19 protein-coding genes are annotated in these 24,902 nt (G+C 65.1%); 16 read left to right on the forward strand and 3 right to left on the reverse strand.

What is annotated here, in order from left to right; genetic code table 11:
- Nucleotides 1-4,234 (reverse strand): beta strand repeat-containing protein (locus LE190_RS19850; protein ID WP_225240331.1); only part of this gene is annotated, 4,234 nt, incomplete at its 3' end.
- 730 nt (nt 4,235-4,964) lie between these two features.
- Between LE190_RS19850 and LE190_RS19855 the strand changes: the two genes are divergently transcribed.
- From LE190_RS19855 to LE190_RS19915, 13 genes are all read left to right on the forward strand, one after another.
- On the forward strand, nt 4,965-5,285 hold the full coding sequence (locus LE190_RS19855) for an FmdB family zinc ribbon protein (RefSeq protein WP_225240332.1): 321 nt from the start codon (nt 4,965-4,967) through the stop codon (nt 5,283-5,285).
- 67 nt (nt 5,286-5,352) lie between these two features.
- Nucleotides 5,353-5,940 (forward strand): DUF502 domain-containing protein, encoded by a 588-nt coding sequence (locus LE190_RS19860; protein ID WP_225240333.1) that lies wholly within the window; start codon nt 5,353-5,355, stop codon nt 5,938-5,940.
- A 34-nt stretch (nt 5,941-5,974) separates the two neighbouring features.
- Complete coding sequence (gene aspS / locus LE190_RS19865; protein ID WP_225240334.1) at nt 5,975-7,777, forward strand: aspartate--tRNA ligase; 1,803 nt, start codon at nt 5,975-5,977, stop codon at nt 7,775-7,777.
- A gap of 106 nt (nt 7,778-7,883) precedes the next feature.
- Nucleotides 7,884-8,336, forward strand: a complete 453-nt coding sequence (nudB, locus tag LE190_RS19870; RefSeq protein WP_225240335.1) for a dihydroneopterin triphosphate diphosphatase — start codon at nt 7,884-7,886, stop codon at nt 8,334-8,336.
- Between the two features lie 58 nt (nt 8,337-8,394).
- Entirely contained in the window at nt 8,395-9,222 is an 828-nt protein-coding gene (locus tag LE190_RS19875; protein ID WP_225240336.1) for an endonuclease/exonuclease/phosphatase family protein, read from the forward strand.
- A 10-nt stretch (nt 9,223-9,232) separates the two neighbouring features.
- On the forward strand, nt 9,233-10,393 hold the full coding sequence (gene clsB / locus LE190_RS19880) for a cardiolipin synthase ClsB (protein ID WP_225240337.1): 1,161 nt from the start codon (nt 9,233-9,235) through the stop codon (nt 10,391-10,393).
- A gap of 18 nt (nt 10,394-10,411) precedes the next feature.
- On the forward strand, nt 10,412-10,804 hold the full coding sequence (locus LE190_RS19885) for an RNA-binding S4 domain-containing protein (protein ID WP_225240338.1): 393 nt from the start codon (nt 10,412-10,414) through the stop codon (nt 10,802-10,804).
- A 144-nt stretch (nt 10,805-10,948) separates the two neighbouring features.
- Entirely contained in the window at nt 10,949-12,193 is a 1,245-nt protein-coding gene (locus LE190_RS19890) for a DUF819 family protein (protein ID WP_225240339.1), read from the forward strand.
- A 292-nt stretch (nt 12,194-12,485) separates the two neighbouring features.
- Entirely contained in the window at nt 12,486-13,106 is a 621-nt protein-coding gene (locus tag LE190_RS19895; protein ID WP_224946882.1) for a TetR/AcrR family transcriptional regulator, read from the forward strand.
- Between the two features lie 57 nt (nt 13,107-13,163).
- Entirely contained in the window at nt 13,164-14,954 is a 1,791-nt protein-coding gene (locus tag LE190_RS19900) for an acyl-CoA dehydrogenase C-terminal domain-containing protein (RefSeq protein WP_225240340.1), read from the forward strand.
- 58 nt (nt 14,955-15,012) lie between these two features.
- Complete coding sequence (locus tag LE190_RS19905; RefSeq protein ID WP_225240341.1) at nt 15,013-17,409, forward strand: 3-hydroxyacyl-CoA dehydrogenase/enoyl-CoA hydratase family protein; 2,397 nt, start codon at nt 15,013-15,015, stop codon at nt 17,407-17,409.
- Nucleotides 17,410-17,448: 39 nt separating this feature from the next.
- Nucleotides 17,449-18,645, forward strand: a complete 1,197-nt coding sequence (locus LE190_RS19910) for an acetyl-CoA C-acyltransferase (RefSeq protein ID WP_225240342.1) — start codon at nt 17,449-17,451, stop codon at nt 18,643-18,645.
- A gap of 170 nt (nt 18,646-18,815) precedes the next feature.
- On the forward strand, nt 18,816-19,589 hold the full coding sequence (locus LE190_RS19915; protein ID WP_225240343.1) for an enoyl-CoA hydratase: 774 nt from the start codon (nt 18,816-18,818) through the stop codon (nt 19,587-19,589).
- 55 nt (nt 19,590-19,644) lie between these two features.
- Here LE190_RS19915 and LE190_RS19920 read toward each other — a convergent pair whose 3' ends face one another.
- Nucleotides 19,645-20,640, reverse strand: coding sequence for a porin (locus LE190_RS19920; RefSeq protein ID WP_225240344.1), 996 nt, complete (start codon nt 20,638-20,640; stop codon nt 19,645-19,647).
- Nucleotides 20,641-20,850: 210 nt separating this feature from the next.
- Here LE190_RS19920 and pstS point away from each other — a divergent pair, with 210 nt between their 5' ends.
- From pstS to LE190_RS19935, 3 genes are all read left to right on the forward strand, one after another.
- A complete protein-coding gene (pstS, locus tag LE190_RS19925) occupies nt 20,851-21,879 on the forward strand; it encodes a phosphate ABC transporter substrate-binding protein PstS (protein ID WP_225240437.1) in 1,029 nt (342 codons plus the stop codon).
- 114 nt (nt 21,880-21,993) lie between these two features.
- A complete protein-coding gene (locus LE190_RS19930; protein ID WP_225240345.1) occupies nt 21,994-23,211 on the forward strand; it encodes an MFS transporter in 1,218 nt (405 codons plus the stop codon).
- A gap of 35 nt (nt 23,212-23,246) precedes the next feature.
- The gene (locus tag LE190_RS19935) at nt 23,247-23,648 is read left to right on the forward strand and encodes an OsmC family protein (RefSeq protein WP_225240346.1); all 402 of its coding nucleotides are present in this window, start codon (nt 23,247-23,249) and stop codon (nt 23,646-23,648) included.
- 19 nt (nt 23,649-23,667) lie between these two features.
- Here LE190_RS19935 and LE190_RS19940 read toward each other — a convergent pair whose 3' ends face one another.
- The gene (locus LE190_RS19940) at nt 23,668-24,855 is read right to left on the reverse strand and encodes an MFS transporter (RefSeq protein WP_225240347.1); all 1,188 of its coding nucleotides are present in this window, start codon (nt 24,853-24,855) and stop codon (nt 23,668-23,670) included.
- Nucleotides 24,856-24,902: the final 47 nt, after the last annotated feature.

Genomic DNA, 24,902 nt, shown 5'->3' on the forward strand with positions numbered 1-24,902 from the left:
CCAGTGCGAACGCCGGCATGCCCACGCTGGTGTCCACGGTCAGCGCCGTGCCGCTGGCCGTGCTTGCGCTCAGGTTGCCGGCGATATCGGTCTGGCGTACCTGGATCGCGCCTGCGGGATAGCTGCCTGCGGCCAGCGTGAAGCTGGTGCCGCTGCCGGCGCTCCAGCTGGCGCCGCCATCGGTGGAGTACTCCCAGCTGGCGGCGTCAAGCGCCAGCGTGAGCTGTACCGTCGTATCGCGGGTGATGCCGTCGCTGCTGCCGGTGCCGGTATCGGCGGGCAGGGTGAGTGCCGGGGCCGCAACGGCGGTGTCGACCGTGATGGCGGCCGCATTCGTGGCCGCCGCGCTCAGGTTGCCGGCGATATCGGTCTGGCGCACCCGGATCGCGCCGGGGGCGTAGCTCGCGGCCGCCAGCGTGAAGCTGGTGCCGCTGCCGGTGCTCCAGCTGGCGCCGCCGTCAAGGCTGTATTCCCAGCTGGCGGCGTCAAGCGCCAGCGTGAGCTGGACCGTCGTATCGCGGGTGATGCCGTCGCTGCTGCTGGTGCCGGTATCGGCGGGCAGGGTGAGTACCGGGAGCGCAACGGTGGTGTCGACCGTGATGGCCGCCGCATTCGCTGCCGCCGCGCTCAGGTTGCCGGCGATATCGGTCTGGCGCACCTGGATCGCGCCGGCCGCATAGCTGGCGGACGCCAGCGTGAAGCTGGTGCCGCTGCCGGCGTTCCAGCTGGCGCCGCCATCAAGGCTGTATTCCCAGCTGGCGGCGTCAAGCGCCAGCGTGAGCTGGACCGTCGCATTGCGGGTAATACCGTCGCTGGTGCTGCTACCGGTATCGGCGGGCAGGGTGAGTGCCGGGGCCGCAACGGCGGTGTCGACCGTGATGGCTGCCACGTTGGCGGCGGCGGCGCTCAGGTTGCCGGCCACGTCGGTCTGGCGCGCCCGGATCGTTCCGGCCGCGTAGGTATTCGCTCCCAGCGTGAAGCTGCTGCCGCTGCCGGCGTTCCAGCTGGTGCCGCCATCAAGGCTGTATTCCCAGCTGGCGGCATCAACAGCCAGGCTCACGTTGACCGTGGCGTTCCTGGTGACGCCGTCGCTGGCGCTGGCACCCGTGTCAGCGGCCAGCGCCAGCGTTGGCGCCGGCGCCTGGAGATCGACCGTGATCGCGGCGCCGTTCTGCGCCGCTGCGCTGAGATTGCCGGCCTGGTCGGTCTGGCGCACCAGGACGCTGCCGGCGGCATAGGCGCCTTGCGCCAGCACGAAACTGGTGCCGCTGCCGGCGTGCCAGTCGGTGCCGCCGTTGCTGCTGTATTCCCAGCTTGCCATCTCGGCTGCGAGGGTGACGTTGATGGTGCCGGCGGCCGTCACGCCATCGGTGGCGCTGGCGCCGGTGTCGCTGGCCAGGGTCAGCGATGGCATGGCCACGCTGTTATCCATGACGAAGCCCTGGTTGGCGCCGGTCGGACTGGTGTCGAGCAGGGCGTTGCCGCCACTGTCGCGGATGTCCTGCGCGGGCGCGAAGCCGAGCGAGACGGTCGCGCCATCGAGACCGGCGAGGTCGCCGCCCGCCACGGTCACGTAGTAGCTGGATCCGTCGATGGCGTCGACTCTGGTGACCGAGGCCGTGCTGCCCTGTACCTGCAGATCGGCCGCAGCGAGCGCGACCGCCTCGCTGAAGCTCACCTTGAAACGCAGCGTGTCGGCGTTGGTCACGCTGGCCAGCGGCGTGGCGCGCTCGATCGCCGTCACCAAAGGAGCCTGGGTGTCGCCCGAGAGCGTGAGCGTGTTGCTTGCCAGGTTGGCCTGATGATCGGCATTCGTGAACTTGCCCGCTGCCACCGACAGCGACACCGTCAAGGACTGGGCGGCGTCGGGCGTGAACAGGGCGGTATATACCTTGTCGTCCAGCGGATCGACATTCAAGGCGCCCAGCGAGCCGCCGCTTGCCTGCACGTCGAGCGCGTCGAAGCCCTGCGGCTTCTGGCTGAAGGTAAAGGTGATCGTGACGCCCTGGCCGGCCTTGAGGGCGCCAGGCGTGGCGGAGATCGTCAGCGTCGGCGGGGCCGAGATGGTGGTGAAATCGAAGCTTGTGTTGTCCGCAATGCCGGCAAAGGCGTTGTTCGACAGGTCGGTAACGGCGCCGTGGTCGATCCGGATCGCGTAGGCGGTGCTGTATGCGAGCGTTGCGCTTGGATTGAGCGTGAGCGTATTGCCCGCAATGCTGACCTGTCCGTTGCCGGTGCCCTGTGCGCTTGCGACATCGAAGGCTTCGACCACCGTACCGGTGCCGACATGGATCAGCTGGATCTTGCCCGTGCCGAATTTGATGGCCTCGCTAAAGCTCAGCTGGGGCGACACGTCCGTCGCCACGGCGGTGGCATTGTCGTGTGGCGTGAGCGCCTGCAGCACGGGCGGGTCGGTATCGGCACCCGTCATCGAGAAGCTCACCGGCGTCGAAACCCCGCCGTCGCCATCGGCCAGTGTGAGGCTGAAGGCGCGCGTGCCTGCCGACGGCGCGGTATAGGTCAGGTTCTGGAGCAGGTAGCTGAGATAGGAAACGTTGGCGTTCGGATGGAAGTCGATACGCAGCGACCCCGGCGCGGGGATGCTGATCGTGCCCACTTCGGTCATGCCGGGCAGGCCGGCTCCGCCCCAGGCCGCCAGGTCGACGTACAGCTTCTCGCCGGCGGACAGGATGCCATCGGCCGACGCCTGGTCGGTGCCTGCCATGACGATGCTCATGTCGGTGACGAAACGGCCGTCGGTATTGCCGCTGTTCTGGGTAATGAGCAGGTAGCCGCCAGCGAAATTGGCGGAGTCCGGGTCGCTCACCGAAACGTTGTCGGGCGTGATGTAGGCGAGGTCGGTCACCGGGTCGGCGCTGCCAGGAACAAACTGTCCCTCGTAGCCTTGGAGGTTGACGAGGATAGGCCTGTCGTTCACGCCATTGACGTTGACGGTCAGGGTGGCGTTGCCCGAGCTGCCTTCGGCATCGGTCGCGGTGACGGTGAAGCTTTCGGTCTTGTTCGCGGCAAGGGCGTCGATCGCGCCGTTGTTCGGGACGTAGGCGTACGCGCCATCGCTGCTGCGCAGGTAGAGGGTGCCATAGGCACCGGCCTTCGACACGTTGTAGGTGATGCCGTTGACGACCTGGGTGCCGGCCTGGCCGCCCGTGATGCCATAGGCAAGCACGGCCTTGTCGTCCGTGGCGCTCAAGCTGCCGGTCCTGGTGGGGAGCGTGTCGGGGGCGGCCGTATCGGTGTAGCTCAGCGCTGCCGGAGCGGCAAGCACGGGCGGCGTGTTGACCGGGTCGAAGAAGGTGGTGCCCCACGGCGTGATGGTCGTGTCGTACGAATCGCCGTTGACAGGGAAATTCTCGACCCACAACACGCCACCGTCGGGCGCCGCGGTGGCCGTGCTATACGTGCCCGCCTTTGCCGTCGTTTCGGCCAGGATGGTGCCGGACTTGTTGACGATGACGGCGCGTGTCACGGTTGCGGCGATGTCGTTGGCGTCAGTCAGCAGGAAATTGCCGTTGGCGAGTACCTCTGCCTTCGGCGCATATTTCGACAAGAAATTGCCGATCCGAACTGGTGAGCCCGTCACGCCGGTCGACGAAGCCTTGATCGCGTACACCTCGTCCGTGATGTGGGTGGTATAGAAGAACCAGAAATCGGTGCCGTCGAACACCATGTCCCCCTCCAGTCCGGTGGCCTGGAGGACCGTGCCCGCACTCGTCTGCACGCCGGTGCTGCTGACGTAGGTGAGTGCCATGCCCTCATACACGCTGTTGCCCTTCCTGGCCGCGTACAGGAAGCCGCCGCTGCCATCGCCCGCGGCATCCACCTTGATGATGCCGTTGACGCCCGATAATAGCTGGGCCGACTGGCCTGGCATTGCCGCACCGTTCAGGTCGTAGCGGGTGTAGTAATGCTTCTGGTCGGTGTCGTTGAACCAGGTGACGAGGAAGCCGCCATCCTTCAGGTCGGTAACGTCGAAATAGCGCGAGTATCCGTTGACGGAAGGCAGGGCGATATCGCTCGACACCGCCTGGCCGTTACTGTCGAATAAGCGGAAGTGGGGCGGGGTATAGGGAGGATTGCCATCGCCCCGGTCGTCCACGACCACCACGAACCGGTCCTGGCCGACGGCGGCGATTTTTACTTCCACGCCAGTCATGTCGGCCGCGAAGTTCAAGGGCACCGTCGTCATGGCGCCGCCCTGCGCGGTCAGGGTCACGAAATAATTCTTGTCGCCACCTGCAAAGTCATTCCACAAGACGACGGATTTTTTTCCCGTTGCCAAGCAAGATACTGCCGAACACAGCACTATCAATGCCGGAAGAGTTCTCCACCGGTTTGGCGGTGCCCAGCGATAGGGAAGCGGCTTGGCCGGACATGGATTGGGTGAACAGAGCGCTTGGCATAGGAAGAGAGGATGGGCTGGTGAAGGGAGGTCGACACGGTGGCTTGATGCGCCAAGTAAAAACTATAGCTTTGGCGCAAGTTTGACCACAAGAAATTCCGTCTTTTCACCAACTTTTACCGTGAAGATTATTCCGCCCGCATAGTTGCGCTGCAAAAAAGTGACGGTTGGAAGGGATAAATGTCGTGACACGCTGCTTGCCAGTGTCCTGACCAAAGAAAAAGCCCGCATCAGCGGGCTTCCAAGTACAGCGTTCTTTTACGGACCAGCGGCGGTGCAGCACCGCGCACAATCTTCTGTTTCTTCTTAACTGTGGGCAGCAGAACTTGCCTGGCGCCATCATGTTCGGAGAAAGATGGTATTTAATCACCCAGCGTGGAACTTGAGCAAATGAAACTCTTGCAATCGATGAAGAAAAACAACACCTGACACCCTGACATGTGCCAGTTAGGCGGCGATCGGCCACCCGGTGCCGCCGGAACCGGCAAGCCCGCTCGCAAAAGCTTTATAATTCAGGGTTTTGAAGATTTTTGCGGAGTATCAGATGCCGATCTACGCCTACCGCTGCGATGAATGCGGTTTTACCAAAGATGTGCTGCAAAAAATTTCTGACCCCGTCTTGAGTGTGTGCCCGTCCTGCGGCAAGGATGCCTTCAAAAAACAGGTGACCGCTGCCGGCTTCCAGCTGAAGGGAACGGGGTGGTACGTGACGGACTTCCGCGGCGGCACGCCGCCTGCTACTGGTACCGCCGCCGGCAATGCGGCTCCGGCAGCCCCGGCAGCGGCCGCCGACAGCGGCAGCGCGGCCAGCGCGCCCGCCCCGGCGGCGACGCCAGCGGCGTCCGGCGACGAGAGCGGAAGCTGATCGGGACGAGCACGTTTCATGACGCTGCGGCCCTGGGCTGCAGCGTGAACAAGAACAAGAGAATTCGATGCGCAAATATTTCCTGACCGGCTTGCTGGTGCTGGTACCCCTGGTGATCACGGTGTGGGTGCTGAGCGCGATCATCAGCACGCTGGACCAGTCGCTGCTGATCGTGCCGGAATCCTGGACGCCGCAGGCCCTGTTCGGCCGTAACATCCCGGGCGTGGGCGCGGTGCTGACGCTCGCCATCGTCTTTCTCACCGGCCTGCTGACGAACAACCTGGTCGGTCGCTACATCGTACGCGTGGGCGACCGCATCATGAAGCGGATTCCCGTGGTCAGCTCGCTGTACGGCAGCGTCAAGCAGGTGTCCGACACGCTGTTCTCCTCTTCGGGCAACGCCTTCCGTACCCCGGTGCTGATTCCTTATCCGCACGCGGATTCCTATACCATCGCCTTCCTGACCGGCGTGCCGGGCGGCGACGTGAAGAACCACCTGGTGGGCGACTACGTGAGCGTGTACGTGCCGACCACCCCGAACCCGACCTCGGGCTTCTTCCTGATGATGGAACGCAGCAAGGTCGTGGAACTGAACATGTCCGTGGACGCGGCACTCAAGCACATCGTTTCGATGGGCGTCGTCGCTCCCGAGTAAATCACAACGAATCAACCAACCTGGAACGAAAACCATGACCTCCATGCGTACCAACTACTGCGGCCTCGTCACCGAGGAACTGCTGGGCCAAACCGTCAGCCTGTGCGGCTGGGTGCACCGTCGCCGCGACCACGGCGGCGTGATCTTCATCGACCTGCGCGACCGTGAAGGCCTGGTGCAGGTGGTGTGCCACCCGGACAACGCCGAGGTGTTCAAGGCCGCCGAGCACGTGCGCAACGAGTTTTGCCTGCGCATCACCGGCCTAGTTGCGAACCGCCTGGAAGGCACCGCCAACGCCAACCTGAAGTCGGGCAAGATCGAGATCAACGCAACCGCCTTGGAAGTGCTGAACGCATCGGTGCCGGTGCCGTTCCAGCTGGACGACGACAACCTGTCGGAAACCACCCGCCTGACCCACCGCGTGCTCGACCTGCGCCGCAACCAGATGCAGCACAACCTGCGCCTGCGTTATAAAGTGTCGATGGAAGTGCGCAAGTACCTCGACAACCTGGGCTTCATCGACATCGAGACCCCGATGCTGACCAAGTCGACCCCGGAAGGCGCACGCGACTATCTCGTCCCGTCGCGCGTCAACCCGGGCAACTTCTTCGCGCTGCCGCAGTCGCCGCAGCTGTTCAAGCAGCTGCTGATGGTCGCCAACTTCGACCGCTACTACCAGATCACCAAGTGCTTCCGCGACGAAGACCTGCGCGCCGACCGCCAGCCGGAATTCACCCAGATCGACTGCGAGACCTCGTTCCTCACCGAGCAGGAAATCCGTGACCTGTTCGAAGACATGATGCGCGTCGTCTTCAAGAACGCGGCCGGCATCGACCTGCCGAACCCGTTCCCGGTGATGGACTTCGCCACCGCCATGGGCTCCTACGGTTCGGACAAGCCGGACATGCGCGTGAAACTGCAGTTCACCGAACTGACCGAGCTGATGAAGTCGGTCGAGTTCAAGGTGTTCAACAGCGCCGCGAACATGGCCGGCGGCCGCGTGGTCGGCCTGCGCGTGCCGCAGGGCGCTTCGATGCCGCGTTCGGAAATCGACGCCTACACCCAGTTCGTCGCCATCTACGGCGCCAAGGGCCTGGCCTACATCAAGGTCAACGAGAAGGCCAAGGGCCGTGACGGCCTGCAGTCGCCGATCGTCAAGAACATCTCGGACGACGTGCTCACCCAGATCCTGGAACTCACCAAGGCCGAAGACGGCGACCTGATCTTCTTCGGTGCCGACAAGGCCAAAGTCGTCAACGACGCCATCGGCGCGCTGCGCGTGAAGATCGGCCACTCGGAATTCGGCAAGAAGGCCGGCCTGTTCGACGACGTCTGGGCCCCGCTGTGGGTCATCGACTTCCCGATGTTCGAATACGACGAAGACGGCGACCGCTGGAACGCCACCCACCATCCGTTCACCGCACCGAAGGACGGCCACGAAGACATGTTGGAAACCAACCCGGGCGCCTGCGTCGCCAAGGCCTACGACATGGTCCTGAACGGCTGGGAACTGGGTGGCGGCTCGATCCGTATCCACCGCGAAGAAGTGCAGAGCAAGGTGTTCCGCGCCCTGAAGATCGACGCCGAAGAAGCCCAGCTCAAGTTCGGCTTCCTGCTCGACGCCCTGCAGTACGGCGCGCCGCCGCACGGTGGCCTGGCCTTCGGCCTGGACCGCCTGATCACTCTGATGACCGGCTCCGAGTCGATCCGCGACGTGATCGCCTTCCCGAAGACCCAGCGCGCGCAGGATCTGTTGACCAACGCGCCGTCGGAAGTCGACGAGAAGCAGCTCAAGGAACTGCACATCCGCCTGCGCAACGAGCCGAAAGTCGCCTAAGCGACGGGCCGGTTCGTCATCCGTGCCACTGGCACGGATGACCCACGCGTTCGACTCACGCGGGCGTGGCCATATAATGGCTGCGCCCGCGTTTGTTTATCTGCCCATGCCCCATAAAATTCCCGAATCGGTCCTGGTCCTCATCCACACCTCCGACATGGAGGTCTTGCTCATCGAACGCGCCGACCGTCCGGGCTTCTGGCAATCCGTCACCGGCTCGCTCGACCGGCTGGATGAGCCGCTGATGGTGACAGCGGCCCGCGAACTGTTCGAGGAAACCGGCATCGTGGCCGACGGCGATACCATCCGCCTGCACGACTGGCAGCTCTCGAACGTCTACGAAATCTACCCGGTCTGGCGCCACCGCTACGCGCCGGGCGTCACCCACAACACCGAGCACGTGTTCTCGGTCTGCGTCCCGCGCGACATCCCGGTCACCCTAAGCCCGCGCGAGCACACGCAATACGCCTGGCTGTCCTGGCTGGAAGCGGCCGACCGCTGCTTCTCGTCCTCGAACGCCGAAGCCATCCTGCAGTTGCCAAGGCATATTGCTCCCTGAGCGCACGATTGGGTCCGGTTGCGCAAGGGGCCGGGCGCGATGTTGTTAGAATGTTCCCATGAAGATTCGTGTGGCTACCTATAACATCCACAAGGGCGTGAGTTCGCTGCGCAGCCAGCCGCGCGTGATCGCGCTGAAGAAAGCGATCGCCGAGTTCAACGCCGACATCGTCTTCCTGCAGGAAGTGCAGGGCCGGCACGACCGCTTCCAGGCGCGCTATGGCAAGGAAGGCCTGGCGCACCGCCACTGGCCGGAAACGGCCCAGTACGACTATTTCAAGAACGAGAAGCACCACAGCGCCTATGGCATGAACGCCGTGTACGACCACGGCCACCACGGCAATGCCTTGCTGAGTGCCTTCCCGATCGAGAACTCGCACAACCACGACGTGTCCGACCATGCCTACGAGCAGCGCGGCATCCTGCACTGCGTGCTCAACACCCAGGCCGGCAGGATCCACTGTTATGTGGTGCACCTGGGCCTGTTCGAAGGCAGCCGCGGCCGCCAGGCCGATGCCCTGATCGCGCACGTCAACGGCTCGTCCAACGGCGAGCCGGTGATCATCGCCGGCGACTTCAACGACTGGCGCAACACCCTGAGCGACCGCCTGCGCAACGCGCTCGGCGTGGCCGAGGTGTTCGACGAGCTGGGGCCGAAGTCGCCACTGGGCGACATGGTACGCAGCTGGGCGGGCCGCCCGCCGCCTCCGCATCGCCAGCCGCGCCTGGCGCCGGCACGCACCTTCCCGGCCGTGCTGCCCTGGTTCCGCCTCGACCGCATCTATGTGCGCGGCTTCAAGATCGACAATGCCCAGGTGATGCACGGTGCGCTGTGGGCCAAGCTGTCCGACCACGCCCCGATCGTGGCCGAACTGCAGCTGACCTAGACGTCGCGCCATGCGCCACGTCACCTTCGTCGACAACAACGATGTCACCCTGCTGGAAAGCGGCACCGCCTACTTTCCGGCACTGGTCGCCGCGCTCGACGCGGCGCGCTACGACGTCCTGTTCGAAACCTATATCTTCGCCGAGGACCCCACCGGCGTCGAGGTACGCGACGCGCTGGTGCGCGCGGCCCGGCGTGGCGTGAAGGTGCGCGTGCTGGTCGACTGGATCGGTACCGAGCACCGTCCGGCCCAGCGCCTGGGTACCGTGTTGATGGAAGCAGGCGTGCAGTACCGCGTCTTCAATCCCTGGTGCCGGCGCGGCATCGCACGCTCGCACCGCAAGATCGTGGTGGTCGACCGCGAGCTCGCTTTCGTGGGCGGCATCAACATCAACGACGACTGGCAATGCGACCACGCCGACAAGCACCGGCTGCCCGCGCCGCGCTGGGATTTCACGGTACAGGTACGCGGCCCGCTGGTGACCGAGATCCACGACGAGGCCCAGGGCCAGTGGCTGCGGGCGGGGCGCCTGAAGCTCAGGCAGCGCATCGAGCTGTTCAAGGAAATGCGCAAGGAGCCCGCGCAGTCCTGCGAATTCCCGGCCAAGGCCGCCTTCGTGGTGCGCGACAACCTGCGCAACCGCGGCACCATCCAGCGCGCCTACCTGCAGGCCCTGGGGCGCGCGAAGGACAGCGTGCTGCTGGCCACCCCGTACTTTGCCCCGGGCCGCAAGTTCCGCAAGGCGCTGGCCCATGCGGCGCGGCGCGGCGTGCGGGTCACCTTGCTCATCGGGGTAGGGGAGTTCGTCATCCAGGACATGGTGGCCCACTCCTTCTATCCCAAGCTGCTGGCCGACGGCATCAAGGTGGTTGAGTACCGCAAGACCCAGCTGCATGCCAAGGTCGCGGTGGTCGACGACGACTGGGCCACGGTCGGCTCCAGCAACTGCGACGGCCTGTCGCTGTTCCTGAACCAGGAAGCCAACGTGGTGGTGCTGGACGAGCGCTTCGCCGCCACCATGCGCGAGCACATCGAGCGCGGCATCGCCGACGGCGTGCCGGTGCGGCCCGAGGATTACGCCGGCATCGGCTGGATCCGGCGTGCGAGCTACGGATTGGCCTACATGGTGTATAAACTGGTGATGCGGATCTTTGCGATCGGCTATGCATGAATGGAAAGCAAGGACAGGATGGCAGACAAGGAAGACAACAACGTACGCATCGACAAATGGCTGTGGGCGGCGCGTTTCTTCAAGACGCGTTCGATGGCGACCGATGCGATCGACCGCGGCCGGGTGCGTATCGACGGCGAGCCGGTCAAACCCTCGCGTAACGTCAAGGTGAACGACAGGCTGGTCATCGACAACGGCTCCGACCGCTGGGAAGTGATCGTGGCCGCCCTCTCCGACAAGCGCGGCCCGGCGCCGGTCGCACGGGCCCTGTATTTCGAGACCGACGAGAGCATCGCCAGGCGCGAGAACGACAAGACTGCGCGCCGCCTGTTCCCGGAGCCGAGCCTGGACATCAAGGGCCGCCCGACCAAGCGCGATCGCCGCGCGATCACCCGCATCTCCGACGAGTGAGTGCGCCGGCCGCGGTGGCCGCATTTTAGTTTGCAATTTATTGCGGGAATGTAAAATGCCCGTTCCCGGCCGCAAGGCTCCCGGTCGGGCATCACCGTGGGCTGCGCCTGGGTCGATGTCCCGGCAGCTCTTGATGATCATTCCATGCAAACTGCTGTTCCTCTCGTCACCAGCGATGCCGTCGTGCTCGGCATTCTCGCAAGCATCCTCGGTTTCGTCTTCTGGTCTTCTTCCCGGACAGATGGCTTCTGGAAGAAGTTCTATACCTATGTGCCGGCCCTGCTGCTGTGCTACCTGGTTCCGGCCATCCTGAACACCCTGGGCATCATCGACGGCAGCCTGTCGAAGCTGTATCCGGTGGCGCGCGACTACCTGCTGCCCAGCGCGCTGGTACTGCTGTGTATCGCGATCGACTTCGGCGCCATCGTGCGGCTCGGCCCGAAGGCGATCATCATGTTCCTGACCGGCACCGCCGGCATCATGCTCGGCGCCGTCGTCTCGTTCGAGATCATGCGCGTCATCCACCCCGAAACGGTGGCGGGCGAGACCTGGCGCGGCATGACCACCATCACCGGTGCCTGGATCGGCGGCGGCGCCAACCAGGCGGCCATGAAGGAAGTGTTCGAGGTCGATGCCAACGTGTTCGGCCAGTTCGTCGCTGTCGACGTCCTGGTGGCGAACGTCTGGACCGCCGTGCTGCTGTTCATGACCGGCCGCGCCCAGGCTTTTGATCGCTGGACCGGCGCCGATCTCAGCGCCATCAACGCACTGAAGACGCGCATCGAAACCTACCAGGCCGAGCATGCGCGCATGCCGACCCTGGCCGATGTGATGGTGATCCTGGCGGTGGGCATCGGCATTACCGGGCTGTCGCACGCGCTCACCGGCCCCACTATCGGCTGGATCGCCAGCCTGCCTTCCGAATGGCGCCTGCAGGACTACAGCCTGACCTCGTCCTTCTTCTGGATCGTGGTGTTCGCCACGACCTTCGGCCTGTTGCTGAGTTTTACCAGGGCGCGCAGCCTGGAAGGGGCGGGCGCTTCGACCCTCGGCTCGGCCATGCTGTACTTCCTGGTGGCGACCATCGGCATGCAGATGGACCTGAATGCCTTGCTCGACCGCCCGTGGCTGTTCCTGCTTGGCCTGATCTGGATCTGCGTGCATGGCGGCCTGCTGCTGCTGGTGGCAAAGCTGATCCGCGCGCCGCTGTTCTTCATGGCGGTCGGCTCGCAGGCCAACGTCGGCGGCGCCGCCTCGGCCCCGGTGGTGGCCAGCGCCTTCCACCCGGCGTTGGCGCCGGTTGGGGTGCTGCTGGCGGTGCTCGGCTATGCGCTGGGCACCTATGGCGCCTACATCACGGGACTGATGCTGCGCGCGCTGGCGGCGTAAGGCGGCGCGGCGGCACTGGAACCATTCCGGGGCAAATAAGCAAGCGCTCCGGAATACCTGCCGCATACGCCACGCAGCCCCAAAATGCTGTACCTTTACATCTGCGACAACATTCTCCTTGCCAGGTCGGGGCAGGGATGCCCAGCAGGTGCGCCAAGCCGCCTGCCGTTGTCTTGCATCAATAGAATCTCGCCTCTAAGTTCCCGTTTGACATTTCATCTCTGGTAGATAATAGTACGAGCGTTCGGATTTTTTCGATTCAGGGGCAGCTATCTCTACTTCAGCCAAATTCATGCGCAAGGGCGAACTGACGCGGGCAGCGATCCTGGACGTGGCGCTCGAGCTGTCGAGCCGCGACGGCCTGGAAGGCCTGACCATCGGCGTGCTGGCCGACCGGATGAACATGAGCAAATCCGGCGTGTTCGCGCACTTCGGTTCGCGCGAAGACCTGCAGCTCGAAGTGGTCAAGCTGTACCACCACCGCTTCGAGCAGGAAGTGTTCTTCCCCAGCGTGCGCGAGACGCGCGGCCTGCCGCGCCTGCAGTCGATGTACGAGCGCTGGCTGCAGCGGGTATCGGTCGAGATCGCGTCTGGCTGCATCTACATCAGCGGCGCCGTCGAGTATGACGACCGCCCCGGCCCGATCCGCGAGGAACTGGTCAAGATGGTGCAGGCCTGGCAGGACGCGCTGCGCCGCGCCGCGCGCCAGGCGATCGAGGTCGGTCACCTGCGGCCCGGCACCGATGCCGAGCAGCTGGTGTATGAAATGTACGGGCTGATCCTGGCCCTGCACCACGATGCACGCTTCCTGCGCAATCCAGGCGCGGTCGAGCGGGCACGCCGCGGTTTCGAGCGGCTGATCGAAAATTATCGCAATCCAACTCCGCCGCAAGGCAATCCGGCGATGCAGTAGGCCTACGCCCGCTGCCGGCCAGTCACAACAACTTTTACCTTCGTTCAGGAGAAAACCATGGGTCAGTACGTCGCGCCAATCCGGGATATGCAGTTCGTTCTGCACGAATTCCTCAACGTCAGCGAAGAGTTCAAGAACCTGCCTGCCTACCAGGAGATCGACGCCGACATCATCAACCAGGTGCTCGAAGAAGGTGCGAAGTTCACGCAGGAAGTGCTGTTCCCGCTGAACCACTCGGGCGACCGCGAAGGCTGCCATTTCGACGCTGCTACCAAGGCCGTGACCACCCCGAAGGGCTTCAAGGAAGCCTATAAACAGTACGTCGAAGGCGGCTGGGCCGCGCTGGCGTGCGACCCGGAATACGGTGGTCAGGGCCTGCCGGTCTCGCTGAACAATTCGTTCTACGAGATGCTGAACTCCTCGAACCAGGCATGGACCATGTACCCGGGCCTGTCGCACGGCGCCTACGAGTGCCTGAAGGAGCACGGCACCGACGAGCAGAAGAAGCTGTTCCTGCCGAAGCTGGTGTCGGGCGAGTGGACCGGCACCATGTGCCTGACCGAAGCGCACTGCGGCACCGACCTGGGCCTGCTGCGCACCAAGGCCGAACCGCAGGCCGACGGTACTTACAGCATCAGCGGTTCCAAGATCTTCATCTCGGCCGGCGAACACGACATGGCCGAGAACATCGTCCACCTGGTGCTGGCACGCCTGCCGGACGCGCCGGAAGGCTCGAAGGGCATCTCGCTGTTCCTGGTGCCGAAGTTCAAGGTCAATGCCGACGGTTCCGTCGGCGAGCGCAACGGCATCGCCTGCGGCGCGATCGAAGAAAAGATGGGCATCCACGGCAACGCCACCTGCCAGATGAACCTGGACGGCGCCATTGGCACCCTGATCGGCCAGCCGCACAAGGGCCTGCAGGCGATGTTCGTGTTCATGAACGCCGCCCGCCTGGGCGTCGGCATGCAGTCGCTGGGCCTGACCGAAGTCGCCTACCAGAATGCGCTGGTGTACGCAAAGGACCGCATCCAGATGCGTAGCCTGTCGGGCCCGAAGGCACCCGACAAGCCGGCCGACCCGATCATCGTGCACCCGGACGTGCGCCGCATGCTGCTGACCGCCAAGGCTTTTGCTGAAGGCGCGCGCGCGCTGACCTCGTACATTGCGCTGCAGATCGACCGCGAACTGAATCACCCGGACGAGGAAGTGCGCAAGGAAGCCGCCGGCGAAGTCGCCCTGCTGACCCCGATCGTGAAAGCCTTCATCACCGACAACGGCTGGATCGCAACCTCGGAAGCGATGCAGGTCTACGGCGGCCATGGCTACATCAGCGAGTGGGGCATGGAGCAGTACGTGCGCGACGCCCGCATCAACATGATCTACGAAGGCACCAACACCGTGCAGTCGCTGGACCTGCTGGGCCGTAAGATCCTGATGGACAACGGCACCAAGCTGCGCGCCTTCGGCGAGAAAATCAAGGCCTTCGTCGAAGAGAACGGCCTGGACGAATCGATGTCGGAATTCGTGACCCCGCTGGGCGAACTCGGCGAAAAGGTCACCAAGCTGACCATGGAAATCGGCATGAAGGCCTTCCAGAACCAGGACGAAGTCGGCGCCGCCGCCGTGCCTTACCTGCGCGTTGTGGGCCACCTGGTGTTCAGCTATTTCTTCGCGCAGATGGCGAAGATCGCGCTGGCCAAGCAGGATTCGGGCGACAAGTTCTACGCGGCCAAGCTGCACACCGCGCGCTTCTACTTTGCCCGTCTGTATCCGGAAACCGCGATGCTGATCCGCCAGGCACGTTCGGGTGCATCGAACCTGCTGGCCATGGACGCAGACCTGTTCTAACCACCATCACGTCGCTCCCGTCCGTCATGGGAGCGACGACTTATCCAAGGAAATAAGAATGTCCAATTTCATCGTCAAGAAAGTCGCCGTGCTGGGCGCCGGCGTGATGGGCGCGCAGATCGCTGCGCACTGCGTGAACGCGAAAGTGCCGGTCGTGCTGTTCGACCTGCCAGCCAAGGAAGGCAATAAAAACGCCATCGTCCTGAAGGCCATCGAAGGCCTCAAAAAACTGTCGCCGGCCCCGCTGGGCAACAAGGACGACGCGGCCCTGATCGAAGTGGCCAACTACGAGGACAACCTCGACGTGCTGGCGGGCTGCGACCTGATCATCGAAGCCATCGCCGAGCGCATGGACTGGAAGCACGACCTGTACAAGAAGGTCGCTCCGCACATCGCGCCGAACGCGATCTTCGCCTCCAACACCTCGGGCCTGTCGATCAACAAGCTGGCCGAAGGTTTTGATGAGGAACTGAAGGCGCGCTTCTGCGGCGTGCACTTCTTCAACCCGCCGCGCTACATGCACCTGGTCGAACTGATCCCGACCACCAGCACCCGCCCGGAAATCCTGGACCAGCTCGAGACCTTCCTGACCTCGACCCTGGGCAAGGGCGTCGTGCGCGCGAAAGACACCCCGAACTTCATCGCCAACCGCGTCGGCATCTTCGGCATGCTGGCCACCATCCATGAAGCGGAAAAATTCGGCCTGTCGGTGGACGTGGTCGACGACCTGACCGGCGCCAAGCTGGGCCGTGCCAAGTCCGGCACCTTCCGCACCGCCGACGTCGTGGGCCTGGATACCATGGGCCACGTGATCAAGACCATGCAGGACACCCTGCAGGACGATCCCTTCTTCAGCCTGTACAAGACCCCGGACGTGCTGGCCAAACTGATCGAGAAGGGCGCCCTGGGCCAGAAGACTGGCGGCGGCTTCTACAAGAAGGTCGGCAAGGAGATCCAGCGCCTCGACTTCGCCACCGGCGAATACGTGCCGGGCGGCGCCAAGGCCGCCGACATCGTGGGTCGCATCCTGAAAGAAAAGGACCCGGTCAAGAAGTTCAAGGCCATGCGCGAATCGACCAACCCGCAGGCGCAGTTCCTGTGGGCGATCTTCCGCGACGCCTTCCACTACATCGCCTTCCACCTCGACACCATCGCCGACAACGCGCGCGACGTCGACTTCGCGATGCGCTGGGGCTTCGGCTGGAGCGTTGGTCCGTTCGAGACCTGGCAGGCCGCCGGCTGGACCCAGATCGCCCAGTGGGTGAAGGAAGACATCGATAGCGGCAAGGCCCTGTGCAACGCGCCGCTGCCAAGCTGGGTGTTCGAGGCACCGGTCGCAGAAAAAGGCGTGCACACCGCCGAAGGTTCGTACTCGGCATCGAAGAACGCCTACGTGCCTGTGTCGGATCTGCCGGTGTACGGGCGCCAGCAGTTCCGCGCCCCGGTGCTGGGCTCGACCACCGTCGATCCGAAGACCTTCGGCACCACCGTGTTCGAGGACGACTCGGTGCGCCTGTGGCACTCGGACGACGAAGTGCTGGTCATCTCGCTCAAGACCAAGATGCACGTCATCGGCGAAGGCGTGGTGAAGGGCATCCAACGCGGCCTGGCTGAAGCGGAGAAGAATTACAAGGGCCTGGTCATCTGGAACACCGACGCGGCCGAAGGCGGCGCCTTCTCGGCCGGTGCCGACCTGCAGTCGGCCCTGCCGGCCTTCATGATGGGCGGCGCCAAGGCGATGGAACCGATGGTGCGCGACCTGCAGAACGTGTTCATGCAGATGAAGTACTCGAACATCCCGGTCGTGGCCGCTGTCGCGGGCCTGGCGCTGGGCGGCGGCTGCGAGATGGCGCTGCACGCGTCGAAGCGCGTGGCCTCGATCGAGTCCTACATTGGTCTCGTTGAAGTCGGCGTCGGCCTGGTGCCGGCCGGCGGCGGCCTGAAGGAAGCGGCTGTCCGTGCATTCACCGAAGCGAAGGGCAACGACATCCTGCAATTCCTGAAGACCGGCTTCACCAACGCGGCCACCGCGCAGGTGTCGAAGTCGGCCCTGGAAGCCAAGGCGATGGGCTACCTGAAAGAAGACGACATCATCGTCTTCAACCCGTACGAACTGCTGCACGTGGCCAAGACCACCGCGCGCGCCATGTTCGACGCCGGCTACCGCGCCCCGGCGAAGCGTCCGGTGACCGTCACCGGCCGCTACGGCTGGGCGACCATCCGCGGCCAGCTGGTCAACATGCGTGACGGCGGCTTCATCTCGGCCTACGACTACCACCTGGGCGACACCATCGCCGAGATCGTGACCGGCGGCGACATCGACCAGGGCAGCGTGGTGTCCGAGCAGTGGCTGCTCGACATGGAACGCAAGGCCTTTATCGCGCTGCTGGCCAATCCGAAGACCCAGGAACGCATCATGGGCATGATGCAGAACGGTAAGCCGGTCCGTAACTAAACGGGTAACTAAGCGCCGAACGAACAGGACGAACAAATCATGAGCAAACAACTTCAAGACGCATACATCGTCGCAGCGACCCGCACCCCGATCGGCAAGGCGCCGCGCGGCTTCTTCAACAAGACCCGCCCGGACGACCTGCTGGTACACGCCATCCGTGGCGCCATGGCGGCCGTGCCGAACCTGGACCCGGCCCTGATCGTCGACGCCATCGTCGGATGCTCGTTCCCGGAAGCGGAGCAGGGCTTCAACGTGGCGCGTAACGCGGTGGTGCTGGCAGGCCTGCCGAACACCGTGGGCGGCGTCACCGTCAACCGCTACTGCGCCTCGGGCATCACCGCCCTGGCCATGGCGGCCGACCGCATCCGCGTGGGCGAAGCCGACGTGATGATCGCCGGCGGCGTCGAATCGATGTCGATGGTCCCGATGATGGGCCATCATCCTTCGATCAACATGGAGACCTTCAAGGACGAGAACGTGGGCCTGGCCTACGGCATGGGCCTGACCGCCGAGAAGGTGGCCGAGCAGTGGAAGGTGTCGCGCGAAGACCAGGACGCCTTCGGCCTGGAATCGCACCGCCGCGCCATCGCCGCCCAGCAGGCCGGCCTGTTCAAGGACGAGATCACCCCGGTGGAAATCGTCACCCGCACGCCGAACCTGGCGACCGGTGAAATTTCGGTCAAGCGCCGCACCGTCGACCTGGACGAAGGCCCGCGCGCCGACGCCTCGATGGAAGGCATGGCCAAGCTCAAGCCCGTGTTCGCCGCCAAGGGCTCGGTGACCGCCGCGACCTCGTCCCAGATGTCGGACGGCGCCGGTGCGCTGATCGTCGTCAGCGAGAAGATCCTGAAGGAACACAACCTGACCCCGCTGGCCAAGTTCTCCTCGTTTGCCGTGCGCGGCGTGCCGCCGGAGATCATGGGCATCGGCCCGAAGGTCGCGATTCCTGCCGCGCTGGCCGCGGCCGGCATCACCCAGGACCAGCTGGACTGGATCGAGCTGAACGAAGCCTTCGCCGCACAGGCGCTGGCCGTGATCCGTGACCTGGGTCTCGACACCAGCAAGGTCAACCCGATGGGCGGCGCGATCGCCTTGGGCCACCCGCTGGGCGCCACCGGCGCGATCCGCGCCGCGACCGTCGTGCACGCACTGCGCCGCAATAACCTGAAGTACGGCATGGTGACGATGTGCGTCGGCGCCGGCATGGGCGCGGCTGGTATCATCGAGCGCGTTTAATTTCCGGATAGTGGCTGCATCGCCCTGTACGCGATGCGGCTGCCAACCATCACCGCGTGGGCGGGAGATCCGCCCACCCTACGATCTGCGGCAATCCCGCTTTTGTAGGGTGGGCAGGTTTCCTGCCCACGCGTTCATCCAGACCCAGAATAAACGGGAGACTCCTGACAATGGACATGCTGATCAACAAGGCCAACGGCCTCCTGAGCATCGAATTCAACCGCCTGGCGCGCAAGAACGCCATCACCGGCGCCATGTACACCAGCATGGCCGAGGCCTTGCTCGACGCCGAGCAAGACCCCGCCGTGCGCGTCGTCCTGATCGCCGGCAAGCCGGAGATCTTCACCGCCGGCAACGACCTCGACGACTTCCTGAACAACGTGGGCGCCGGCGCCATGACCGAGGACCGCCCGGTGTTCCAGTTCATGCGCGCGCTGGAAAGCTGCACTAAGCCGGTGATCGCGGCCGTCGCGGGCGCCGCGGTCGGCATCGGCACCACCATGCTGATGCACTGCGACCTGGTCTACTGTGCCGACAACGCCAAATTCTCGATGCCTTTCACGCAGCTCGGCCTGTGTCCGGAATTCGCTTCCTCGCTGCTGGTGACGCAGGCGGCCGGCTATACCCGCGCCGCCGAGAAGCTGATGCTGGGCGAAGCCTTCGGCGCCATGGAAGCCTTCGAGATGGGAATTGTCGCGCGCGTGCTGCCGGCGGCCGAACTGCGCGCCTTCGCCGAGCAGCAGGCGGCCAAGCTGATCGCGCTGCCGGCCGCGTCGATCCGCGCCACCAAGGCCCTGATGCGCCGTTCGCGCGCGGCCCTGGTTGCCGACACCATTGCGGTGGAAAACAAGCAGTTCAGCGCCATGCTGGTGGCGCCGGAAGCGAAGGAAGCCTTCACCGCCTTCTTCGAGAAGCGCAAGCCGGACTTCAGCAAGTTCGATTGAAGCAAATGCGCGTCCGGCGCGGCCGCTGCGGGTCGCGCCGGACGCGGGCGGGGCGTCAGAAGCTGTGGCGCACGCCGACGTTGAACACCGAAGGATCGACGCCAATCTTGCCCGGCGCCAGCCTGACCGACGAGGAGTTCAGCGAGAAGTTCCCCTTGTCGTTGTTGTCCAGGCGGGCATAGCCGGTGTACAGGCTGGTGCGCTTGGACAGGGAATGGCTGTAGTCGACGTTCCAGCCCTTGCCGCGGGCGCCGTTCTCGATCCTGTTCTGCTGCAGGTTCACGAACAACCTGCCGGCACCGATCGGATAGGCCGCGCCCAGGTTGTACTGGGTGAACTTGTTGTTCCGTCCGGCGGCATCCTGCACCAGCCAGTTGCCCTTGACGTCGAGCTCGCCGAACTTGTAGCCGGCGCCGAAGGCATATTCCTCGGTATCGCCAAGCACGTTGTTGTCATTCGTGTGGTAAGCGGCGCCCAGGTACAGCTTGCCCTGCGCATATTCCAGCCCCACCCCCTTCAGGTTGCTCTTCGGCTGTCCCGGCGTGGCTTCGCCGGCGGCATACGCGGCCAGCACCTTGAACCCGGACATCGACGCGCTCTTGTAGTTGACCGAGTTCGACAGGCGGCGGGTCAGGTAGTTGAATGCCGACAGGTTGCTGCCGTAGAAGCCCTGGCCGGTAATGTCGGTGCTGGAAGCGACCGCGGCGATCGGCGAATATTCACGGCCCACGGTCACGGTACCGAAGCCACCCTCGAGTCCCACCACCGCGCGGCGGCCGAACAGGGCCGAGTCGCCGGCGCCGGTGTCGATCGCCACGCCGCCTTCCAGGTTGAACAGGGCCTTCAGGCCGTTACCGAGGTCTTCCGTACCGCGGAAACCGAAGCGGCTGCTCGACTGGTTGCCAGAATTGAGCACGGTGCGGCGGGCAACGCCATTGTCTTCCGACGCGATGGCGGCGTCCAGGACACCATATATCTGCACATTGGTCTGGGCGCTTGCCGCGATCGGCAGGCAGGTGAGCAGGGCGGCAGCCAGAAGTTTTTGTTGCATTGCTTTTCTCCGGAAAAAGGACAGTTGCGCGATGGGGCTTGCAGGTCGCGATGGCCGCCATCCTATTGCCCGGATATGTCAATTTCGTTACAAAACGGAAATTAAAAAAGATATTTTCAAGAAGGTGGAAAGGTCATCAAACGGTCATTTTCCGGACGTACATTCTTCGCCAGTGAAACCCATCCCCCACAACAAGGAGTAACGATGAAGATGATCCATACCGTCCTGGCAGGCGCAATCGCAGTGCTCACCCTGTCGTCGGCCTCGGCCGCCAGCATCACCGGCGCGGGCGCGACTTTCCCCTATCCGATCTACGCGAAATGGGCCGCTGCCTACAAGACGGCCACTGGTACCGAAATGAATTACCAGTCGGTCGGTTCGGGCGCGGGGATCAAGCAGATCAAGGCCAAGACGGTCGACTTCGGCGCGTCGGACATGCCGCTGAAGGCCGAGGAACTCGATGCAGCCGGCCTGGTGCAATTCCCCGCCATTATCGGCGGCGTGGTCACCATCGTGAACCTGGACGGTATCGCGCCGGGCCAGCTGAAACTGAGCGGCCCGGTCGTGGCGGACATCTACCTGGGCAAGGTCACCAAGTGGAACGCCCCGGAAATCGCCGCCCTGAACCCGGGCGTGAAGCTGCCGGCGACCGACATCACGGTGGTGCACCGCGCCGACAGTTCGGGCACCTCCTTCCTGTTCACCGATTACTTGTCCAAGGTCGATGCCGAATTCAAGTCGACGATCGGCGCCGGCACGGCGGTCAAGTGGGTTACCGGCGTCGGCGGCAAGGGCAATGAAGGCGTGGCCGCCAACGTGCAACGCATCAAGGGCTCGATCGGCTATGTCGAGTGGGCCTATGCGAAGAAGAACAAGATGAGCCACACCCAGCTCCAGAACCGCGACGGGCAGTTCCTGCAGCCGGACGACGACGCCTTCAAGGCCGCCGCCGCCAATGCCGACTGGGCGAAGACGGCAGGCCTGGCCGTGATCCTCACCGACCAGCCGGGCAAGGCGGCATGGCCGATCACCGGCGCGTCGTATATCCTGATGCACCAGGCGCAGGCCGACGCGGCCAAGGGCAAGGAAGTGCTGAACTTCTTCGGCTGGTCGTTCAAGAACGGCGCCGCGGCCGCTGCGGAACTCGACTATGTGCCGCTGCCGGCATCGGTCGTGAAGCTGGTGGAAGGCGTGTGGAAGGTCCAGCTCAAGGATACGGCGGGCAAGGCCATCTACTGAGTCTTCATCGCCTGCCGCTTGCGCTGCCGTGGCCGGCCTTGCCGGCCGCCGGCGACGCGGGCGGGCCGCGCAGTGTACACTTGTACCGCTTTCCACACTGCGCCGCACCTCTTCATGCCACCTCCACAAGCATCCACCGCCACGCCGTCCGCGCCGCCGGCGGCAGTCATGCAGATCCTGTTCTCCGTCGCTTTCGTGCACCTGCTGAACGACTGCGTGCAGGCGGTCCTGCCCGCGATCTACCCGCTGCTCAAGCAGGAGTTCGCACTCAGCTTCACCCAGATCGGCCTGATCACACTGACCTTCCAGTGCACCGCCTCGCTGCTCCAGCCCTGGATCGGGCTGGTCACCGACCGGCGCCCGATTCCCTTCCTGCTGCCAGCCGGGATGTGCGTGACCCTGCTCGGGGTCGCGTTGCTGGCGAGCGCCGGCAGCTTCGCGATGCTGCTGCTGGCCGCCGGCCTGGTCGGCATCGGCTCCTCGACCTTCCATCCGGAAGCCTCGCGCGTGGCGCGGCTGGCCTCTGGCGGGCGCTTCGGCTTCGCCCAGTCGCTGTTCCAGGTCGGCGGCAACCTCGGTTCGGCCTTCGGGCCCCTGCTGGCGGCGGCCATCATCATCGGCAGCGGCCAGGGCCGGATCGCCTGGCTGATGCTGCTGGTGCTGCTGGCGGTGGCGGTGCTGTTCAAGGTCAGCCACTGGTATGCCGGGCATCTGCGCAAGGCCACGCGCACGGTCGCGGTCCATGCGGGCCCCGGGCTGTCGCGCGGGCGGGTGCTGTGGGCGCTCGCGGTGCTGGCACTGCTGGTGTTCTCGAAGTACATCTACATGGCCAGCCTGTCGAGCTACTACACCTTCTACCTGATCGAGAAGTTCGGGGTCAGCGTGGAAGCGGCGCAGATGTACCTGTTCCTGTTCCTGGCGTCGGTGGCGGCCGGCACCTTCGCCGGCGGGCCGATCGGCGACCGCATCGGCCGCAAGCGCGTGATCTGGTTTTCGATCCTCGGCGCGGCCCCGTTCGCGCTGGCACTGCCCTTTGCCAACCTGGCCTGGACCGCGGTGTTGAGCGTGATCATCGGCCTGGTGATGTCGTCCGCGTTCTCGGCCATCGTGGTGTTCGCCCAGGAACTGGTGCCCGACAAGGTGGGCATGATCGCGGGCCTGTTCTTCGGCCTGATGTTCGGCATCAGCGGCATCGGCGCGGCGGTGATGGGGGCGCTGGCCGACAGCACCGGCATCGAGGCCGTGTACCGGATCGCTTCCTTCCTGCCGCTGTTCGGCATCCTGGCGATCTTCCTGCCGAAGATGGACGCGCCGCGCCGCCAGCTGGGTTAGGATCCTTCCTGGCCCCTGCCGGGCCGGGAGGTCTCATGCGTATCACTGCCCTTGTCGACAATTCGCCCGCGGCGCACCAGGTCGCCGTGGACACCGATGGAACGCGCCGTCCGCTGGACGTGCCCCCCAGGACCGGCGGGCCCGGCTCCGGTGTCAACGGCGGCGAATTCCTGATGCTGGCCCTGGCCACCTGTTATTGCAACGACCTGTACCGCGAAGCGCAGCGGCTCGGCATCGTGCTCGACGGCGTGCGGGTCGAGGCCAGCGCTTCCTTCCCCGGCATCGGTCTGGCCGCCACCGATGTCCGCTACCGGGCCTGGGTGAATTCTCCGGCGCCGGCGGCGGACATCGACCGCCTGCTGGCGCAGACCGATGCGGTGGCCGAAGTCCACAACACCCTGCGGGCCGGATGCCCGGTCGTGCTGCAGCCCGGCTAGCGCTCCGGCGCCGCCCGGCTCAGGCCGTCGCGGACCGACGCGTGCCGCCGATCGCGGACAGGTAGAGCAGCAGCGAGGCCAGGGCGCAGCCGAACAGGGCCAGCGGCAGCAGCCGCGGACCGGCGGCCTTCGACAGGACGGCGGCCGCGGCCAGCGGGCCGCCGGCGCGCGCCAGCAGGGCAGGGACGGCCATCGCGCCACTGATGGCGCCGTAGTGGCGCGCGCCGAACAGGGTGCGTGGCAGGGTCCCGCGCACGATCGTCAGCACCCCGTTGCTCATCCCGTAGAGCGCGCAGAACAGTGCCACCGCCCAGGCCCGGCTGCCCAGCAGCGCCAGCACCAGCAGGCCGCAGGGCAGGGTCGCGAACACCACGCGGCCGACGGCTTGCGCCGTCGCGCCGCGCGCCAGCGTCCGCTCGCCGATGCGGCCGGCCACCTGCATCGGTCCGATCAGCGCGGCCAGCGCGACGGCAACGGCGGCGGGGTGGCCGAGCATGCGCAGCAGCGGAATCAGGTGCACGGTCAGCGCGGTGAAGATGAAGACGTTCGCCGCAAAGGCCAGCGCCAGCTTCCAGAAAGCCGGATGACGCACGGCTTCGCCCAGCGTATGGCTGTCGCGCGGCGCGTCCGGCGGCGCGGGCAGGTGCGGCGCATCCCGGCCCAGGGCAAGGTGCAGGGGCAGGCAGAGCAGCAGGTGCAGCGCGGCATAGGCAAGGCAGGTATCGCGCCAGCCGAGGCGCGCCGCGAGCGCCATCGTCAACGGCCAGAACAGGCTGCTGGCGAAGCCGGCGAACAGGGTCAGGGTCGAGATGGCGCGCGGCGCGCCGGCCGCCAGCTTGCGGTTGAGGGTGGCGAAGGCCGCTTCGTACAGGGTGAGCGACATCGCCAGGCCGATCACGGTCCAGGCCCCGACATAGCCGGCCGTCGTGCCGCAGCGCGCCAGCCAGGCCAGGCCGAGCGCACTGGCCAGCGAACCGGCCGCCATCACCGGCCGCCCGCCGTAGCGGTCGACCAGGGCCCCGACCGGCGTGGCCGCGACGCCTGCCACCAGCAAGCTCCAGGAATAGGCCGCGAAGGCCGCTTCGGTACTGATGTGCAGGTCGCGCCGGATGTCCGGCGCCAGCACGGCGAAGGCGTAGTAGAGCGCTCCCCACGACGCGATCTGCGTCACGGCGAGGATGCCGATGGTCCTGCGTGCTGCTGGCAAATGAATCTCCCGAGGCGGTGGCGAAGCGCCCCCTGCAGTCTCTTACT

The sequence above is a fragment of the Massilia hydrophila genome, assembly GCF_020208145.1.
Lineage (GTDB): Bacteria > Pseudomonadota > Gammaproteobacteria > Burkholderiales > Burkholderiaceae_D > Telluria > Telluria hydrophila.

Bases quoted from the DNA above. Each gene is read 5' to 3' on its own strand.
- LE190_RS19885 (WP_225240338.1), top strand. From the start codon at position 10,412: ATGGCAGACAAGGAAGACAACAACGTACGCATCGACAAATGGCTGTGG.
- nudB (WP_225240335.1), top strand. From the start codon at position 7,884: ATGCCCCATAAAATTCCCGAATCGGTCCTGGTCCTCATCCACACCTCC.
- LE190_RS19855 (WP_225240332.1), top strand. From the start codon at position 4,965: ATGCCGATCTACGCCTACCGCTGCGATGAATGCGGTTTTACCAAAGAT.
- LE190_RS19910 (WP_225240342.1), top strand. From the start codon at position 17,449: ATGAGCAAACAACTTCAAGACGCATACATCGTCGCAGCGACCCGCACC.
- LE190_RS19930 (WP_225240345.1), top strand. From the start codon at position 21,994: ATGCCACCTCCACAAGCATCCACCGCCACGCCGTCCGCGCCGCCGGCG.
- LE190_RS19905 (WP_225240341.1), top strand. From the start codon at position 15,013: ATGTCCAATTTCATCGTCAAGAAAGTCGCCGTGCTGGGCGCCGGCGTG.
- LE190_RS19920 (WP_225240344.1), bottom strand. From the start codon at position 20,640: ATGCAACAAAAACTTCTGGCTGCCGCCCTGCTCACCTGCCTGCCGATC.
- LE190_RS19860 (WP_225240333.1), top strand. From the start codon at position 5,353: ATGCGCAAATATTTCCTGACCGGCTTGCTGGTGCTGGTACCCCTGGTG.
- LE190_RS19895 (WP_224946882.1), top strand. From the start codon at position 12,486: ATGCGCAAGGGCGAACTGACGCGGGCAGCGATCCTGGACGTGGCGCTC.
- LE190_RS19915 (WP_225240343.1), top strand. From the start codon at position 18,816: ATGGACATGCTGATCAACAAGGCCAACGGCCTCCTGAGCATCGAATTC.
- clsB (WP_225240337.1), top strand. From the start codon at position 9,233: ATGCGCCACGTCACCTTCGTCGACAACAACGATGTCACCCTGCTGGAA.
- LE190_RS19900 (WP_225240340.1), top strand. From the start codon at position 13,164: ATGGGTCAGTACGTCGCGCCAATCCGGGATATGCAGTTCGTTCTGCAC.
- aspS (WP_225240334.1), top strand. From the start codon at position 5,975: ATGACCTCCATGCGTACCAACTACTGCGGCCTCGTCACCGAGGAACTG.
- LE190_RS19875 (WP_225240336.1), top strand. From the start codon at position 8,395: ATGAAGATTCGTGTGGCTACCTATAACATCCACAAGGGCGTGAGTTCG.
- pstS (WP_225240437.1), top strand. From the start codon at position 20,851: ATGATCCATACCGTCCTGGCAGGCGCAATCGCAGTGCTCACCCTGTCG.
- LE190_RS19935 (WP_225240346.1), top strand. From the start codon at position 23,247: ATGCGTATCACTGCCCTTGTCGACAATTCGCCCGCGGCGCACCAGGTC.
- LE190_RS19890 (WP_225240339.1), top strand. From the start codon at position 10,949: ATGCAAACTGCTGTTCCTCTCGTCACCAGCGATGCCGTCGTGCTCGGC.